General features: G+C 48.6%; 13 protein-coding genes and 1 pseudogene. 4 read left to right on the top strand and 10 right to left on the bottom strand.

The features are described 5' to 3' along the window. Nucleotides 1-5: 5 nt before the first annotated feature. The 3 genes and pseudogenes from ACYVGO_RS32650 to ACYVGO_RS32640 all read right to left on the bottom strand — a co-directional run. A complete protein-coding gene (locus ACYVGO_RS32650) occupies nucleotides 6-977 on the bottom strand; it encodes a YihY/virulence factor BrkB family protein (RefSeq protein ID WP_460972963.1) in 972 nt (323 codons plus the stop codon). A 233-nt stretch (nucleotides 978-1210) separates the two neighbouring features. Continuing rightward, nucleotides 1211-3853, bottom strand: coding sequence for a TonB-dependent receptor (locus ACYVGO_RS32645; RefSeq protein ID WP_460972931.1), 2643 nt, complete (start codon nucleotides 3851-3853; stop codon nucleotides 1211-1213). Between the two features lie 264 nt (nucleotides 3854-4117). Beyond that, nucleotides 4118-4558: pseudogene (locus tag ACYVGO_RS32640) on the bottom strand (AI-2E family transporter); the annotation flags it as partial. A gap of 411 nt (nucleotides 4559-4969) precedes the next feature. On the opposite strand from ACYVGO_RS32640, the gene ACYVGO_RS32635 reads away from it, so the two are divergent. The 3 genes from ACYVGO_RS32635 to ACYVGO_RS32625 all read left to right on the top strand — a co-directional run bounded on the left by ACYVGO_RS32635 (nucleotide 4970) and on the right by ACYVGO_RS32625 (nucleotide 7862). Further along, nucleotides 4970-5428, top strand: a complete 459-nt coding sequence (locus tag ACYVGO_RS32635; RefSeq protein ID WP_460972930.1) for a hypothetical protein — start codon at nucleotides 4970-4972, stop codon at nucleotides 5426-5428. A 366-nt stretch (nucleotides 5429-5794) separates the two neighbouring features. Further along, on the top strand, nucleotides 5795-7270 hold the full coding sequence (gene nrfD, locus ACYVGO_RS32630; protein WP_460972929.1) for an NrfD/PsrC family molybdoenzyme membrane anchor subunit: 1476 nt from the start codon (nucleotides 5795-5797) through the stop codon (nucleotides 7268-7270). Between the two features lie 250 nt (nucleotides 7271-7520). Next, nucleotides 7521-7862, top strand: a complete 342-nt coding sequence (locus ACYVGO_RS32625; protein WP_460972928.1) for a DUF308 domain-containing protein — start codon at nucleotides 7521-7523, stop codon at nucleotides 7860-7862. A 410-nt stretch (nucleotides 7863-8272) separates the two neighbouring features. Here ACYVGO_RS32625 and ACYVGO_RS32620 read toward each other — a convergent pair whose 3' ends face one another. Continuing rightward, on the bottom strand, nucleotides 8273-9610 hold the full coding sequence (locus ACYVGO_RS32620) for a chloride channel protein (RefSeq protein ID WP_460972927.1): 1338 nt from the start codon (nucleotides 9608-9610) through the stop codon (nucleotides 8273-8275). Nucleotides 9611-9819: 209 nt separating this feature from the next. Here ACYVGO_RS32620 and ACYVGO_RS32615 point away from each other — a divergent pair, with 209 nt between their 5' ends. After that, nucleotides 9820-10824, top strand: a complete 1005-nt coding sequence (locus ACYVGO_RS32615) for an endonuclease/exonuclease/phosphatase family protein (protein WP_460972926.1) — start codon at nucleotides 9820-9822, stop codon at nucleotides 10822-10824. A 100-nt stretch (nucleotides 10825-10924) separates the two neighbouring features. Here ACYVGO_RS32615 and ACYVGO_RS32610 read toward each other — a convergent pair whose 3' ends face one another. The 6 genes from ACYVGO_RS32610 to ACYVGO_RS32585 form a co-directional block, all read right to left on the bottom strand. Further along, the gene (locus tag ACYVGO_RS32610) at nucleotides 10925-12118 is read right to left on the bottom strand and encodes a baeRF7 domain-containing protein (RefSeq protein WP_460972925.1); all 1194 of its coding nucleotides are present in this window, start codon (nucleotides 12116-12118) and stop codon (nucleotides 10925-10927) included. Nucleotides 12119-12524: 406 nt separating this feature from the next. Next, entirely contained in the window at nucleotides 12525-12788 is a 264-nt protein-coding gene (locus ACYVGO_RS32605; protein WP_460972924.1) for a hypothetical protein, read from the bottom strand. Nucleotides 12789-12827: 39 nt separating this feature from the next. Further along, nucleotides 12828-13253: a hypothetical protein gene (locus tag ACYVGO_RS32600; protein WP_460972923.1), complete on the bottom strand. Its 426-nt coding sequence runs from the start codon at nucleotides 13251-13253 to the stop codon at nucleotides 12828-12830. Nucleotides 13254-13272: 19 nt separating this feature from the next. After that, complete coding sequence (locus tag ACYVGO_RS32595) at nucleotides 13273-14316, bottom strand: AI-2E family transporter (RefSeq protein ID WP_460972922.1); 1044 nt, start codon at nucleotides 14314-14316, stop codon at nucleotides 13273-13275. 17 nt (nucleotides 14317-14333) lie between these two features. Beyond that, nucleotides 14334-14894 (bottom strand): DUF421 domain-containing protein, encoded by a 561-nt coding sequence (locus tag ACYVGO_RS32590; RefSeq protein WP_460972921.1) that lies wholly within the window; start codon nucleotides 14892-14894, stop codon nucleotides 14334-14336. Further along, nucleotides 14891-15871 carry a mechanosensitive ion channel family protein gene (locus ACYVGO_RS32585; protein ID WP_460972920.1) on the bottom strand — a complete coding sequence of 327 codons (981 nt, stop codon included), beginning with the start codon at nucleotides 15869-15871 and terminating at the stop codon, nucleotides 14891-14893. Before ACYVGO_RS32585 ends, ACYVGO_RS32590 begins: the two co-directional genes overlap by 4 nt. Between the last annotated feature and the right edge of the window lie 68 nt (nucleotides 15872-15939).

Here is a 15939-nt window from a genome sequence, read left to right as displayed (position 1 = left end):
CCTAACTACTCGGCCTGTGTCACTTTATGCCGGGTGGGAATTTGGCCCACCTCGCGTTCCCGTTCGGTTTTCTCTATGTAGACCGCATCTTCAGCCGGTTTAATCTTGATGCCAAACTGATTGGCGTAAGCCTGAGTAAACTCGGCCCCAAAATATAAAATGGCGGCTGTATAATAGATCCACATTAGAACAACGATCAACGATCCAGCCGCTCCGTAGGTCGATTCCTTGCCAACAGTCTCAACATATAATCCAATTAGATACCGCCCCAGCATGAATAGCAAAGCCGTAAAGATAGCCCCCCACCGAACGTCTTTCCAGCTAATGTTGGCATCTGGCAGTACTTTAAAAATGACGCCGAACAGCACTGTCACGACAGCCGTGCTTAGGGAAAAGCTGAGCACCTTAATCAGGTAAATACCCAGGTCGGGGAAGAATCGTGTTAACTGATCGCTTAGGGCCAGCAAGATGCCATTAACGATCAGCGATACCAGCAGTAGAAAACCTAAGCTCACCACTAAGGAGGAGGACAAAAGCCGGTTTTTGATTAGCTTGAGCCAGCCTCGTTTGGGTTTAGCTTTGACTCGCCAGATCAGATTGACTGAATCCTGAATCTCCACGAAGATACTGGTGGCACCCAATAGTAAGGTAACGATGCTGATAATCAATGCTGTGTTGCTTTTGCCGGACAACCCGACACGCTTGATCATGTCCTGGATTTGATTAGCCGCCTGATCACCTAACAGGCCATTGATCTGGCCAAAAATTTGGCCCCGGATGGCACCTTCACCCAGAAAAATGCCTGCCAGAGCGATCACTAAAACCAATAAAGGGGCCAGCGAATAAATAGTGTAGTAAGCCAGCGCAGCACTAAGTTTCAGACAGCGATCGTCGAAGAAACTATTGCCTGCATTGTGCAGTACATCCCAGGCATTGGTCCAGAATCCCTTCGTAACCTGAGTGGGGACCGTATTCATGGGTATGGAGTCAGCAAAGAGATGTTTGTAAAAACGGATAAACAAATTACGCATACATATGGGCGTTAATTAATTGGCTAGTAAAGAGAAACGGTATTCCGACATGTGAAGAACGATTATTCCGGAATACTATAAGTCGACTTAGTTCAAAAGTAGTCCGGAGCCCGGCTGCGTTTTATTTTACAGCCTTGATTTGGTTAATCTGATCGTATTTAATCAGGGTAATGCAACGGCTAAAAATCAGTCTCATCCGGTGATATATCAGACTCGCGGTCTTCATTATCCCGCACTTTAACAATCTTTCGACTCAACCGATAGCTGAACCCAATGAAGCCAATACGGCTTTCCCGTTTGCCCACGGTGCTGGCCAGAAAATTTGGCCCAAAACTGTCGATTTGAAACTGAAGCGTGTTGAAAATGTCACTGACTCGAAAGTTGAGCGTTCCCCGTCCTTTCAGCACACCCTGTTTTATACCAATATCCACATTGAAAAAGCTGTGTATAGTTCCCTGGGCAACAATAAACGGGGAGCGGTAGTTGACGGCCAGTTGAATGGCCGTGCCGCGCCAGGGGCGGAGATCGGTTGTGACCCGGCTCGTCCAGCTTCGGTTGGTTCGGGTCAGGATGTCGGGAATGTTGGCCCCGCCCTGAATGGACCGTTGAAACAGGGTAAATGTGCCATTTACTTTCCACCAGTCAGTAATGTCCTGATTCGCCACCACTTCCAGGCCGTAGGTCTGCGACCTGTTCAGGTTGAGCGATGTTTGTTCAGTAATGCCGTCGTCGCGCAGAGTGCGGTAGCTGGTGATCTCATTATTGGTCTGCCGATAGAATAGCGATGAATTTATGGATGTCGTTTTGCCATTCCACAGGTAACTTAACTCCAGTGAGTTGATTAATTCAGGACTCAACAGGGGATTGCCAAAGCGGATGTTCAGTGGATCGGACAGGTCGACGAAGGGGTTGAGTGATCGTACCGATGGCCGGTTGATACGCCGGGAATAGTTGAGCTGTACTTTTTGCTCCTTAGTCAAGTTATAATTGAGGAATGCACTGGGAAACAGGTAGATATAATCTTGTTTGCTTTGCTGACTGGTTGTTCGCTGATCGGTTAAGATATGGGTGTATTCCGTTCGCAATCCGGCCTGATAACTGAACTTCTTGATCTCGTTCCCAAAATTGACATACGCAGCACTGGTGTGCTCATTATAAATGAAGTTATTACTGATGGTGGGATTGAGCGTCCAAGTGTCGCTGAGTAAGTTTTCGAAGACATAATCGGCACCTAATCGGCGGTAAGTGTACTTCAATCCCGTTTCCAGCCGTTGCTTGCCCTTAAACGGATTCACAAAGTCCGTCTGCAATACCCCTATGCGATTATTTTGATAGTTGCTGGCCCGTTGCTTTCCGATTAGGAAATTAGGGGTTAGTAAATTTTCCGGCAAGGTCGTGGTGTTGGAAAAGAGCTGATTTTCCGTTCCCCGATTTGTCGACAGTGTGGCGTCAACGGTCAGTTCACGCCCTTTCTTGGCAAACGTTCGGCGGTAGCCAGCCGTATAGTCAATGCCGGTTTGTGGTTCTTTTTCTTCGGTAGCCCGGCGAGTCAGGCCCAGCGATATCCGGTTTGCATCCTGCGTATTAAACATCTCGAATTCCGAATCGTAGCTGTATCGAGGCCGGTATAAGGCCGATACAGTGATGTTGTCCCGGGAGGTCAGCGCATAGTCGAAACCCAGACGCAGATTGTTGTTCACACTCCGGCGAACAGCATCGTTGCGCTGAGAAAGATAACTGGTTGAATCGGTGAAGAGGTTTTGCCGATCCGAAATACGATATTGAAACCGCCGAAAATCCCGGAAATTATAGCTACCGAACAGGTTGAGTTTTTTTAAGCGGGCGTTCAGGTTCACCGAAGCATTGTATTTATCGCGGGTGCCTACGTTTAGCTGAACTGTTCCGTTAAAACCTGACGCCTGCTCTTTTTTGAGGATGATATTGATAATTCCTGATGCGCCATCGGCATCATAGCGGGAAGAAGGATTCGTAATAATTTCGACGCGTTCGATATTACTGGCCGGAATCTGGTCAAGCACCGCCTGACGGTCGAGTCCGGCCAGACCGGAGGGTTTTCCATCCACCAGCACAATAACTTTGCTGCTGCCGCGCAAACTGAGGGTTCCATCTACATCGACCGTTACGGAGGGAACATTTTGCAGAATATCAATGGCCGATCCTCCCTGGGCAATGGGCAATTGATCTACGTTGACCACTTTCCGGTCGAGCGAATATTCATATGCCTGCCGCTGTCCCTGTACAACTACTTCTTTTAGCTGCTTCGTCGTTTCGGTCAGCACAACATTACCCAGATTGACAAATGTCTTACTCGCACTGATGGTAATGCTCGTTAGGCGTTTGGGCGCATAGCCCAGGCTCTGAATGAGCGCATAATAAACTCCGGGAACCAGATTGTTAATGGTGAAAACGCCTTTCTCATCGGTCAGCCCACCCGTAACGGAACTGGAATCGCTGGACCGAAAAAGCCCGATACTGGCAAATTCGACCGGCTTGCTTTTACCGTTTTGCGTCGCGGTCAAGCGTCCCGTCAATGTACCAATGGCGGCCGTAGAAGCTGGGTCTACGTCATTGCTGCCGGATGGCGTTTGGGTGATTGGGGAAGGTAGTTCGGGTGTTCCCCGACTTACTGAGTTGCGCTGGGTGGTGTCGAGCCGGGTTGGTGTTACTGGTTGCGTCGTATCCGGCTGCATTCCCAGCGCACGCAAAACATCGGGCTGGGCAGGAACTGGCTGTTGAGCCCTGACTTCGCTGAATAATACGTTGGTGGCAACAATTGCCGAAAATACGAGAATGTAATTCATGAGAAAGTATTTAGATTAGCAAAAAACCACGGCAAGCGGCTGATTATCAAAAGCGCGAATGGTAGGCGTATGGATCTTCCGTATGTAAATAAGCCGGGTACTGTTTGGTGGTGGAATCAGAATCCTATGACCAGGCTACAGCAATATAGATTTCTATTCGTGTATGTAATTGAGCACAAATGTCCTGGCATGGTTTTAAGGGCGGCTTAATAAAACCTTAGAATCCCCTTAGAATCAGGCTTATTAGCTGAATAGTTGAGTGCGTTATTCGGCTTTCAGCAGTCGGTCCTTTATATATAATTCCTGAATAATTACCAGCAGTACAGCCAGGAGCGGAGAGGCAAAAAGAACCCCTGCCAGCCCAACCAGAATGCACAGCAATACCTGCCCGAATAAGAGTAGGGCGGGCGGTACGGAAACGAATTTTTTATCGAGTAAGGGTGTCAGAACGTATCCTTCCAGGGATTGGACGCTCATGTAAAGGGCAAAGACATAGAGCACATAATTTGTCCCCTGCGGTAAGGCCACCAGCAAAGCCGGGGCCAGAGCAATGTAATGCCCCAGATTAGGAATGAAATTAAGTATGCCAGCTATAATGCCCAGGACAATAGGGAAAGGAATACCCAGCAGGGCCAGCCCCACACCCGTTACCACAGCCACACCCGTCATGGTAATCGACCGGCTGATGAACCAGTTCTTCAGTGGTCCTGCTACATTTGACTGGACATTAAGTTAAGGATGATCTAACTTAGTGAACCATGGAAATCCGTGCGGTACAGCCGGCAACGGAGGCATTCGTCGCTGGGATATCTTTCCCCTTTTGACTATTATAATGGGCAACGTCAACATGTTGCTTAAAAATTTGTCCAGTGTTTTGTTGCAAGTCCAGTAAAAGTAAGTTTCACTCTTTGAACAAACTATGACAGCGGTCAGCGGAGGATATGACCGTTTACCTGTACCAACTACTCAATCAGATTAGCTATCCTTATTTAACTAATCTTAGGGTTGCAGCTACCAATATGGATAAACGACTTTAGGCGTTTGTAATCGGAATGCCGAACAAGCTTGATGAATTACTTACTTCTACTGCTCGTTCGATAATCATCATAGTCATGCATGACTCCGATCATAGATGGGCTGGTAGGAATTGAATACGTTTGCGGATTGATCACGATAGCAGACGCCAATCGGGGGATTATGGCCAACCCATATTCCATAGTGCTCATGAAATTTACCTACCCATCAGTCGCGTTTGCACGCATTATCAGTACCATCAAACGTTGTTGCTATTATGCCCTCAGTTACCGGGATCTTGCCGAGAAGGAGTGTATCAACGAGTACGTAAATCAGGCGCTAAACGGACAGGACTTAATCTTCTGGAATCGCTTACGAGCCCAGGAAAGAGCAGCTTTTAGTGCTAATCCGGATTCCCTACCCGATGATACTGTATCCCTTCGTCGATTTAATCTTCTCCTGCAGCGATATAAACGAGAAGGAATCGCCTATTATCAATTATGGAAGCAGGCCCAGGCAACCATCCGCAAGGAACTAGGCGTCAAAACAAAACAAGTCTAATTACTGCCTAGGAATACTATCCGGACTTGTATACTACTCTATTCGGCCTAATTGGCCACGATCTGTACACGAGGGCGAGTAAAGACATTTGCCAGTTAACAAGCTAACCAACCCCACTAATCAGGGTTGTTTCAACGGTGCACATTCGGCTTGTTTGATTGGAAACAATTAGTAGTATGTCCACACCTATGAACCATCATAACCCACCGTGACGGTAGTCATAGATGTTGCCCATAGACAGGTCTACTTTTACGACGCTACACTATCAGCTCCGTATCAGTTGTACGTATTAACTGGTTGATGTATCCCACCCCCTGTCAATCGTATTTATCTACTTTTAGCCAATTGCCCACGGGATTTACGCCAATGAGTATACTGCCAGATCTCTCATCATCGCTACCGGATGATCGTTCAGCCTATCATGGACCTGTTACATCAGCTGTACGAGCGCCCCTGGTTACTGGTAGCAAAACCTACGCCGATGTTACTCAGGATGTCTGTAAACAGGTTGAAGGCAAACCAACCCGGGAGTGGTACATCGCTTTTGCGATAGCACTGACGGTGCTGTTATACGGAACAGCCTGCGTATTCTGGACTTGGTGGACGGGTCTGGGTGTCTGGGGACTGAACAAAACCGTGGGCTGGGCATGGGATATTACCAACTTCGTCTGGTGGGTAGGTATTGGACACGCGGGCACCCTGATTTCAGCCGTTTTATTGCTATTCCGCCAGAAATGGCGGACTTCCATCAACCGATCTGCCGAAGCAATGACCATCTTTGCCGTCATCTGTGCGGCTATGTTTATCTTTCTGCACATGGGTCGTCCCTGGCTGGCTTACTGGTCGCTGCCGTTGCCCAACACGCTGGGCTCCCTGTGGGTAAACTTTAAATCGCCCCTGGTCTGGGACGTGTTTGCCATCAGCACCTACTTCACTGTATCGTTGGTATTCTGGTATATTGGCCTGATCCCGGATATGGCCACCATCCGGGACCGGGCCCAAAGCAGGGTTTCCCGCTATATCTATGGGACACTGGCCCTAGGTTGGAATGGGTCGGCCAAGACCTGGGCTCGCTATGAATATGTCAGTTTGATTCTGGCGGGTATCGCAACGCCACTGGTTTTATCAGTCCATACGATTGTGAGTATGGACTTTGCTACAGCACTGGTACCAGGCTGGCACACCACCATCTTTCCCCCCTATTTTGTGGCAGGTGCTATCTTTTCAGGCTTTGCTATGGTTCAGAACCTGATCCTACTTATCCGGGTAGTATTCAGGCTGGAAGATTACATAACCGTGGAACACATCGAGTCTATGAACAAAATCATTATTCTGACCGGCTCGATTGTGGGGGTAGCCTATCTAACCGAGTTGTTTATGGCCTGGTATTCAGGCAATGAGTTTGAACAGTACGCCTTCCATAATCGGGCTATGGGCCCCTACTGGTGGGCGTATGCGACGATGATGACCTGCAACGTCATTACACCCCAGTTGTTCTGGTTTCGCAGCATTCGCCGGAGTATCGTCTGGTCCTTCGTACTGGCCATTGTCGTTAATATCGGGATGTGGTTTGAGCGGTTTGTGATCATCGTGAGCTCGCTGCACCGGGATTATCTACCCTCCAGTTGGGCCATGTTTCACCCGACGCTCTTCGACATCAGTGATTTTCTATTTACGTTCGGCCTGTTCTTCACCCTGTTTCTGTTGTTTGCCAAGTTTTTGCCCGTGGTCAATATTGCCGAAGTTAAAGCCATTCTGAAGTCATCTTCAACGAAACTACCCGTACCCGCTTCCGGTGTTGATAGAGAACGACCACTGTTGACTCGACCTGCCACCGAATAAACGCAACATCATTATAATGGGCTGGTCAATGATTATTCTTGCTTTAGTGACAAGCATAGTGTGGACTAAAAATTCCCCAACAACTTATTGAGACGATCAGAAAACAGATTTTTCTTACCATCTGGAAAAGAAGGGGTTAATTGACCATCATTTTTTCGGGTGAAGACAGAAACTACCTTCTTCCCTGGCTTCTGCACATTGTACATGACCTATCAAGACCATCTCCAAATAGCCAATTATGAATAAATCGATGAACTTGATTAAGCCGAAGCCTAGTCTCTGGTGGATACGGTATATGCATGATATAAGCTATGCCCTGATGGGGATGATTCTTTTGATTCACCCCACGAAAGCCTCTCCACTTACCACTGGTTTATTGGGCGGTTTACTGTTATTGGCCGGGTTGAGTACAAGCTGGCTAAGCATGCGTCGGCGACAGTTGAACCAGCCCAACGACTATAGGCTTCTGCTGTCCAGCGTTCGGGATACGCTGTTTGGCGTAATGCTTTTAGCGAATCTGGGTAAGGCTACCAACCGTCATCAATTTATTGGGAATGTGGGCCATTCTGTATGCCTTCCTGCAAGCCCTTGAAGCGATGTTCTACTTCCTGGGCACCCGCACCAAGGGGGAACTGATTTCGCGATTCAGCTAATTCACGTTTTATGCGTGTTGATTTCGGGTGGATTTGCCTTTGTTCTCCTCATGCAACCGGTAGGTATCGCATCTTCGCTACGATTTGTGGGACTATTTCTAATTGTCCTGGGTATCATTCAAGGCGTACTAACCCAGCGGTTGAAAGCAACTTCGGCCTGAGCTGTCTACACAACGATAAGGGTCGATTTCAAGCAAGGCGGCCCTATCCTACACTCTAAAAAGTAATGTGTACCTGACGGGGAGGGATATCTGACGGAAAGTTGCCTATCAGTTGGAACTGATTCATTGAGTGACACACTAATCCAGTTAACCAGACAACCTGACCTAGACGTATTGATCTGGTCAACTTATTTTCTGCAAAACGTCTTTAGGATCTGCCAGACAGGACGTAGCCAGCCGGGCAATCGAACAGTAGCCTTTTGCTCCAACTCGTTTAGGTCTCGGATTTCTTTTCCAATACCGGGGGTAATTGCCCCGGATTTGCTTATCGTTAAGACCTGTGATGTGTAAAGGCTACGATGCCCCGACATCAAAAAACTAATCACGCAGGAAACGGCTGCGTAGGGCGCTACGGTAGCACCAAAGAGTTCAATGGCCAGAATGCTCGTCGCAATGGGCGTATTGGTGGTTCCGGCCAATACACTCACAAAGCCAATGGCCGCAAAGGTAGACCGGTCTCCCCCTACCAGATCAGCATAGAAGCTTCCTGCCGTTGCCCCAATGAATAGAATAGGCGTAATAACACTGCCACTGCGGCTGATAGTAAGGGTGATAATGGTAAAAATAGCCTTCAGAATAAAGGCGTATCCAATGACGGGCAGACCCTTTATGCAGCCTTCCATCAGTTCCAGGCCTAGTCCCAGATAATCCCGGGAAAACAGCAGGGTAAGCCCAACTAACAGCAAACCACCCAGCAATCCTTTCCAGGGGCGCCAAATGGGAATAGTATTCGTAAAGGACGTACTACTCTGAATAGCCCGGATTAGGGTATAGGCACATAATCCAAAGAAAATACCGCCTGCCAGTAGCCGGACAAAAAAACCCTGCTCAAAGGCGGGAACAAAATGCAATGGATAATAGAAAAAGGAAATGCCCAGGGCCGATGATACCTGATAGGCTGTAATGGAAGCGATAAAGGCGGGTAGCAAGACATCATATAGAATGACACCTACTGCCAACACCTCAATACCAAAGAGCGCACCAGCCAACGGAGCCCCAAACACGCACGAGAAGCCTGCGCAGAAGCCGCAAAGAACCATCTTTCGACGATCAATGTCATCCACCCGAAATAGACTGGCGCACACACTACCAATACCCGCTCCTATCTGCGCACAGGGACTTTCTTTACCTGCCGAGCCGCCTGTTGCTAGAATGAGTACTACATTGACGACCTTGGTTGGAATGAAACTACCTTCAATCCTACCGTAATTTTTATTGATGGCCGCAATCAGAGCGTCGGTTCCCAGGTGTTTTTTCAGCACGAACTGACTGAGCAGATTAGCGATAAAAAAACTCAGGGGCAGGAAATAAAAAACGTGCTGGTAATGATTGCTCAGGTCAATGACGTAGTGAATGAAGAGAATAAAGCCCGAAGCGACACAGCCTACCAGAACACCGATCAGGCTGGATATCAGTAACCATTTAAGAACCGTGAAAAATAAAATTACCTCTTCATTTACGCGCATGATTTGTTTATCTACTAGCTAGCTTCCTGTTAGCAAGCTCAGATGCGAAGCGTGTCTGGTACTCGTTCACAAATGTAGTACGAGACTGGTCCCGACGTTTCGGTTTATTCAGCCATACGGAAATTGAGAAGAAATGAGTAGCTGTTTTTTAGAAATTAGTTCTTCGCCGTGAATAGTCATACCTTATCGGAAAGTTAATGCTGCGGGTTATGTCCATTCTTCAGAAAGTTCTCTACTATTTTTTACTGCTTTGTGGTACACTGTTAATTGTAGTCACGCTAGGTTCACTGATTTACAATAGCTCCCTCTGGTTTCTACAAGTACTTAATTTCCCGAGGGTAGAGATTTTGATTGCGTTAAGTGTATGCCTGGCTATTTTTCTGCTTTTACCCAAAAAGCGGGCTGTGACCGCAAAGATTTTTGTAGCAGGCTTAATCGTTTCCATTGGTATTCAGGTCTACATCCTTTTTCCGTATACACCCCTCGCCAAAAAAGCGGTTGAATCGGCTTCGGAAACATCCCTGAACGGGCAAACCGTCCTCAGCATTGTTGTAGCGAATGTCTGGATAAAGAATCGCCAGGCCGAAGAATTGCTGACTATTATCGCGGATAAAGACCCGACGTTCGTCCTGACGATGGAGGTGAACGACTGGTGGGTACAGCAGCTAAGCGTACTGAAAAAAAACTATCCCTATTGCCTTACGTTTCCGACGGATAACGCCTATGGAATGGCCCTGTATTCAAAACTTCCCTTCAAAAACCATCAAATTCTGTTTCTCAACCATGATAAGGTGCCTTCGTTCAGAACGAACGTTTCGTTGCCGGACAGCACTACGTTTCAACTGGTTGCCCTTCATCCGGTAGCACCGGCTCCCAGCAGCAAATACCCAACGAACATTGGTGGCAAAGAAGTGGCTTTGCTGAAAGCGGGTCACATGATCGCCCGGAACGCCCTGCCAACCGTAGTAGCCGGAGATTTTAACGACGTTGGCTGGTCGCACAATACGACTCAATTTGCGGCTATTAGTGGTCTGCATGATGTCCGGTACGGACGAGGTATGTTCAATACGTTCGATGCTCAGTCCTTATTTATGCGCTGGCCGCTGGATTACGTCTTTGTTTCCCACCAATTTAAAGTGCTTTCGGTTGAGCAGTTACCAAAATTCGGTTCGGATCATTTCCCGTATTACGTACAGTTAACGTTAGAACCATAAGGTATAGAAGATTCCAATTGGTGGAGAAAACAAACCCGTTACATCAGATTTGTTTTCTCCACCGATTGGGCCTGGGCAACTCTAGTTCGACAGAAGGCCGTTAAAACCGGAACAAGGCCGCCATATCGACTGGCTCCTGATTTTCCAGCAGGTTAACCTCATCCATGACGTATACCTGGCCACCATTACGGAGGGTGAGCAGCGCTACTTTTTCGCTCAGCGATTCGTCGCCGTCCTGCTTTTCTTCGTGGATAGTCGCCTTCATCGTGTTCTCGTCGAAATGCCCCCATAGGCTGGCATCCGTTTTCAGAAAGAGCGTGTCGATGCGTCCGGTTACGGCCGCTTTCAGGAGTTCCCGGTCATTGCTCGATACCAGGTCGCTGCCGCTGCTGTTCTGATACTGGTTAATACATCGCTGTTTGTCCTGTTCAATGGAATCACCGAGCAGTTCATGCGCCATCTGGTGCAGTTCCTGTGGCTGCGTATGGTCGAAATTTCCCGTCAGGCCCTCTTTATGGAGGTGCGGATACGTGTTTATGTCGTGATAGATCGGCTGAAAATACGCTACCGATGCCAGCACAAGCGGCAGATTCTGCGTGCCCATCATGGCAACGACAGCCGTATCGATTAACCGGAAATAGTCGGCCAGTAAGTGGTCTTTTTCTTTGCTTTCGGTATTCTCGTTGCTGGTGTACATGGCCATCGACCCACTACGGCCTTTGGTACGTCCCTGTAACTCCTCTTCAAAATCGTAGTATTTTGTTACGTCCTCCAGCCCCGATGGCATCGAATCGGTCAGCTCCAGTGGCGTAATGGAGTAGGTATCGGCTTTAAAAAGTTTAATGCCGTTTTTGCCAATCTGCAACAGGCAATATACGGGCGAGCGCTGCGCAAAAGGCAGTAAAGGCTGCACATAGAAGCTGGTATCAAGTCTGCAGCTGTTTTCCAGCGGAATAGGACTTTGAAAAACAGCGAAATAATCCGGGTTGCGGAATACAGCCAGTCCCTGCTGCTGATGCCGCCAGAACTGCGTATCATCCAGCAGGTTTTCCAATGGCTGCATTAACTCGTTAACCTCATTGCTGCGTAGCGACTGCGCTTCGAGCGCCAGCTGGACACGCTGAACATGGTTTTTGAAGGCTATTACGTCCTGCCTTTCGTTGACTTCTTTACCGCGCTGATGCGTTGGTATGAAAATCGAGATGGATTGCGCATGGGCCTGGTTGGCCAGGTCGAGCAGGGTGTCTTTATCAAGATTTTCCAGATTTGTATCGTTGAGTGGTTGATCAGTCATTGCGTTGAGTTTAAAGGTAAGTGGTTCAGTTTTATTGGATTTGCGCAGCAATTCCGGTACAAACAGGTCAACGGAACAGATCAGTCAGTATAAACTGTACCTTATTTATTAACCATCGAAAACAGGGAAAGTTTTAAAATCGGCTAATTCTAATGCTTCTCTAATAAGTATGAATACAAGTTTGGGGTTGTAAACCAGTCTTAGCCAATCACTACGAACACTTAATGACTTAATAACATTGCGCCGATCCTTAATTAAAGGTTAGATTCTGGACCCGAACCGCGTTCAGAATCGCCAGCATAGCCACGCCCATATCTGTAAAACGGCTAACCAAACGGCAGCTTATCCTGAGCAGGAAAGCCACCGTTTTGATTTTTACTACGCCAAAATACTACAGGCGGTCCGTTTAATTGTAGGCCGGTTTGTCGATATCTGGCTTATCGTTTGGGTTCCGGTTGGGATTCATCATCCGAACGTTTTCGCCCGGCTCGTCGGGTCCATCGGTGTATTCCTCATTCAGATCGTCGTTCGGCAGCTCTTCATCTGGTAAATCGCTGACGGGTTGTTCACTGCCTACGCCACTGTGTCCTTCGGCCGACTGGTTTTCCAGTCCGTTCGGTGAAATGGCCTGTTTGGCCCGGATGATGTCTTCTCTGTCTTTGCTTTCCATAGGGTTATAAAAATTAAAAAATGTAACGTAGTCACTCTATTACTTTTCGGTTGTCAGGATCGTTTGACCCGCTGGATACAGAATCTCAGCGTTATCTTCAGCGGTGATGAATACCTCCTGAGGTTTGTCAACCGCCGTTGCGTTTAAAGCTGCGGTGAGGGCTTTGCCGGAAGGGTTTAATTGTCCCAGTTTCTTCACCGACCGGTCATTCTGCTTCATCCAAACCACATAACTGCCTTTCGATGGTGTCAGGTTTTTAGACTCCGCCAGATTATGCACGTTCACTTTCAGGGTGTAGTTCTCGTTTTTATCTTTTTTTACATGGATGGTTCCGCTCGCTGCGGGAACCACGGACGAGGTTGTAAAAGCCATTTTAGGAGTGCAGGCATTGAGGACAATGGCGATACCCAGACTTAGGCTGATGTGTTTAATCGTTTTCATCTTGTTGAGCTTTTTATTAGACATTGGTTTAACTAAAAATGAGCTAGGTTTTCTGTTCCAGCCGGTCTTTGACGTACAATTCCTCCACGATAATCATCAGAACGGCAATCAGCGGGGACGCAAACAGCACCCCGACCAGACCCACCAGAATGCCCATCAATACCTGCCCGAACAACAGCAGGGCGGGGGGCAGCGATACGAATTTTTTATCCAGCAAGGGCGTCAGTACATACCCTTCAAGCGACTGCACCCCCATGTAGAGGGCAAAAACGTATAGCAGGTACTCAGTACCCTGGGGCAGGGCCACCAGCAGGGCCGGAGCCAGCGCCAGGTAAGGCCCCAGGTTGGGAATGAAGTTCAACATCCCGGCAATGATACCCAGGACAATAGCGAACGGAACACCCAGCAACGCCAGTCCGATTCCGGTCACTACGCCCACCACCGTCATGGTGATGGTTCGACTGATAAACCAGTTTTTCAGTGTCGAGTAACATTTGTCCATTACGTCGAGCAGCCGATTCCGATACGACGGGTTGAACAACCGCACGAACCCCTTCCGATAAGTGCCGGGATTAAACGCTAAATAAATCCCGGTGATAATCACAATCAGTACGTTGACCAGACCGCCCAGCGTACCCGAAAAGATACCCGTTAGCTCCGAAAGAACCCCTTTGCCTGGTCCACCTGATGAAAGCAGATCGCTTGGGTTTTCTGGAATGCCAGCCAGCAATTTCCTGCCCCACTTAGTTTCCTGTAACGTCATTTTTAATTGATCGACCGATTTGGGCAGCGATTCGGTCAGGTCATTGGCCTGCTGGCTGACGGTTGGGGCCAACCCCCAGATGGTACCCCCGATCAGGCCGACCAGCAGGAGCAGCACAACTGCCACCGACACCCCATAGGACAACGGTGTTTTGTGCTGGATAAAATGAGCCATGGCGCTGATAATTACCGAGAAAGTAATACCGCCAAATACCAGAAAGAAAAAGCTGGCCGCGTAGCCAATCAGCCAGAACAGGGCCGCTATCAGCAACGTAATGAAGGCCGCCATAGCCACCCGGCGCGAAAAAGAAGATCTATGTTCCATTAATAAAAGTCTATGTATCACACCTGATTTTTATCCGTAGGGAGGGGCTGGACATTCTGGAGACTGGTTGCCGAAGTGTCGATTTTGTTCTGAATAACGGTAAACGAGCCATCCGTTTCCAGTACAACCGCCGTTACGTCGTCGAGATGAGCAACGCCTGAACCGCGTATGGCCGCCAGGACTTCACCTTCGGCCACGCGCTCCCGGCGCAGCGCCTGCCAGAGGTAACATCCCTGGTGAAACAGCAGGGTAAGTTCGCTTTTAATCATGCGCTGAAACCAGGGCCATCGAATGGAAAGCCAGGCAACACTATACTGCAGCGTAACCAACAGAACCAACGCGGTGAGGCCATCGGCCAAGCCCGTTTGCCGGGATATAATAATGGTTGAAAAGGTGGAACCAAGCGCCACCGTTATTACCAGGTCAAAGGCGTTCATCTTCGAGAGAGTACGTTTTCCCGAAATGCGCAGAAAAAAAAGTAGACCGATGTAGGCCAGTATCCCCACGAACACGACGCGCCCGATGCTTTCCCAACCCTTGAAAACCCAATCGTGTATAGTTGCTGCTACGTCGCTCATGCGTTCTGACCATTTAACGAGGGAGCGGCTTTTGCTTTAGCCGCCGGAAGCGATAAGATAGCCGGCCCATCGGCATCGGGTTGCTTTTCCAGCAAGACCACCGTATGGGGAAAGGGCATGTCGATACTGGCTTTGTCGAGGGCCAGTTTGATACCCGTCACCACCTGATCGCTTACTTTCAGGGCGTTGGCCTGCTGGGATTCGACCCAGAAGAAAACCGTCAGGTTTACCGACGAGCTCGCCAGTTCGGTTACATATACCCAGGGAACCGGGTCTTTCAGAACGCCCTCGATACCATTCAGTACGTGGTGAATAACGCTCCTGGCCTCTTCGATAGAATCGGGGTAGCCGATGCCCACCACAAATTTGATCCGGCGTTTTGGATAAGCCGTCCGAACCAGAATCGAACTCGTATAGAGGTCACCGTTGGGCAGAATGGCCCGCTCGCCATCGTAGGTTTTCAGCCGCGTCGAGCGCATGTTGATTTCCTCAACGGTTCCTTCAAAATTATTGACCCGAATCTGATCGCCGACTTTGAACGGCCGACGCCACAGAATGAGGATACCGGCAAAGAAGTTCTGGAGAATGTCTTTGAAGGCAAAGCCGATGGCCACCGAGGTAACGCCCAGGCCCGCAATAATGTCACCGGGTTTGAACGACGGAAAGACAACCACGCAGGCGGCCAGGAAACCGATAATGCTAATAAATGCACTGGCGATGCGGCTCACCAGGCTGGCCAGCGTATCGTTAATGGAGTGGCTCTGAACAGCTACTTTGTTAATCAGTTTCTTGATGCCTTTTCCCAGCAGCCAGAACAGCATAAATACCACCGCGCCAACGATGAGGTAGGGTAGCCGTTCGACGGTCCCTTTCATAAAATCGCGAACGGTGTGCCAGAATAAGATTAGCGCATCATTGACGGTAAAAGGTGGTTCGTTGACCCGTGGCGGCTGGAGAAAAGTCCATAGTAACAGCATAACATTAAGTGTAAAAGTTTACTGATGGCCGATATCGGATCAGGCACAACAAAGGCAGCCGTATAATT

It is taken from the genome of Spirosoma migulaei, assembly GCF_054776855.1.
This window is presented reverse-complemented; position numbering and strand designations above follow the sequence as displayed.

Bases quoted from the DNA above. Each gene is read 5' to 3' on its own strand.
- ACYVGO_RS32650 (WP_460972963.1), bottom strand. From the start codon at position 977: ATGAATACGGTCCCCACTCAGGTTACGAAGGGATTCTGGACCAATGCC.
- ACYVGO_RS32645 (WP_460972931.1), bottom strand. From the start codon at position 3,853: ATGAATTACATTCTCGTATTTTCGGCAATTGTTGCCACCAACGTATTA.
- ACYVGO_RS32635 (WP_460972930.1), top strand. From the start codon at position 4,970: ATGACTCCGATCATAGATGGGCTGGTAGGAATTGAATACGTTTGCGGA.
- nrfD (WP_460972929.1), top strand. From the start codon at position 5,795: ATGAGTATACTGCCAGATCTCTCATCATCGCTACCGGATGATCGTTCA.
- ACYVGO_RS32625 (WP_460972928.1), top strand. From the start codon at position 7,521: ATGAACTTGATTAAGCCGAAGCCTAGTCTCTGGTGGATACGGTATATG.
- ACYVGO_RS32620 (WP_460972927.1), bottom strand. From the start codon at position 9,610: ATGCGCGTAAATGAAGAGGTAATTTTATTTTTCACGGTTCTTAAATGG.
- ACYVGO_RS32615 (WP_460972926.1), top strand. From the start codon at position 9,820: ATGTCCATTCTTCAGAAAGTTCTCTACTATTTTTTACTGCTTTGTGGT.
- ACYVGO_RS32610 (WP_460972925.1), bottom strand. From the start codon at position 12,118: ATGACTGATCAACCACTCAACGATACAAATCTGGAAAATCTTGATAAA.
- ACYVGO_RS32605 (WP_460972924.1), bottom strand. From the start codon at position 12,788: ATGGAAAGCAAAGACAGAGAAGACATCATCCGGGCCAAACAGGCCATT.
- ACYVGO_RS32600 (WP_460972923.1), bottom strand. From the start codon at position 13,253: ATGTCTAATAAAAAGCTCAACAAGATGAAAACGATTAAACACATCAGC.
- ACYVGO_RS32595 (WP_460972922.1), bottom strand. From the start codon at position 14,316: ATGGAACATAGATCTTCTTTTTCGCGCCGGGTGGCTATGGCGGCCTTC.
- ACYVGO_RS32590 (WP_460972921.1), bottom strand. From the start codon at position 14,894: ATGAGCGACGTAGCAGCAACTATACACGATTGGGTTTTCAAGGGTTGG.
- ACYVGO_RS32585 (WP_460972920.1), bottom strand. From the start codon at position 15,871: ATGCTGTTACTATGGACTTTTCTCCAGCCGCCACGGGTCAACGAACCA.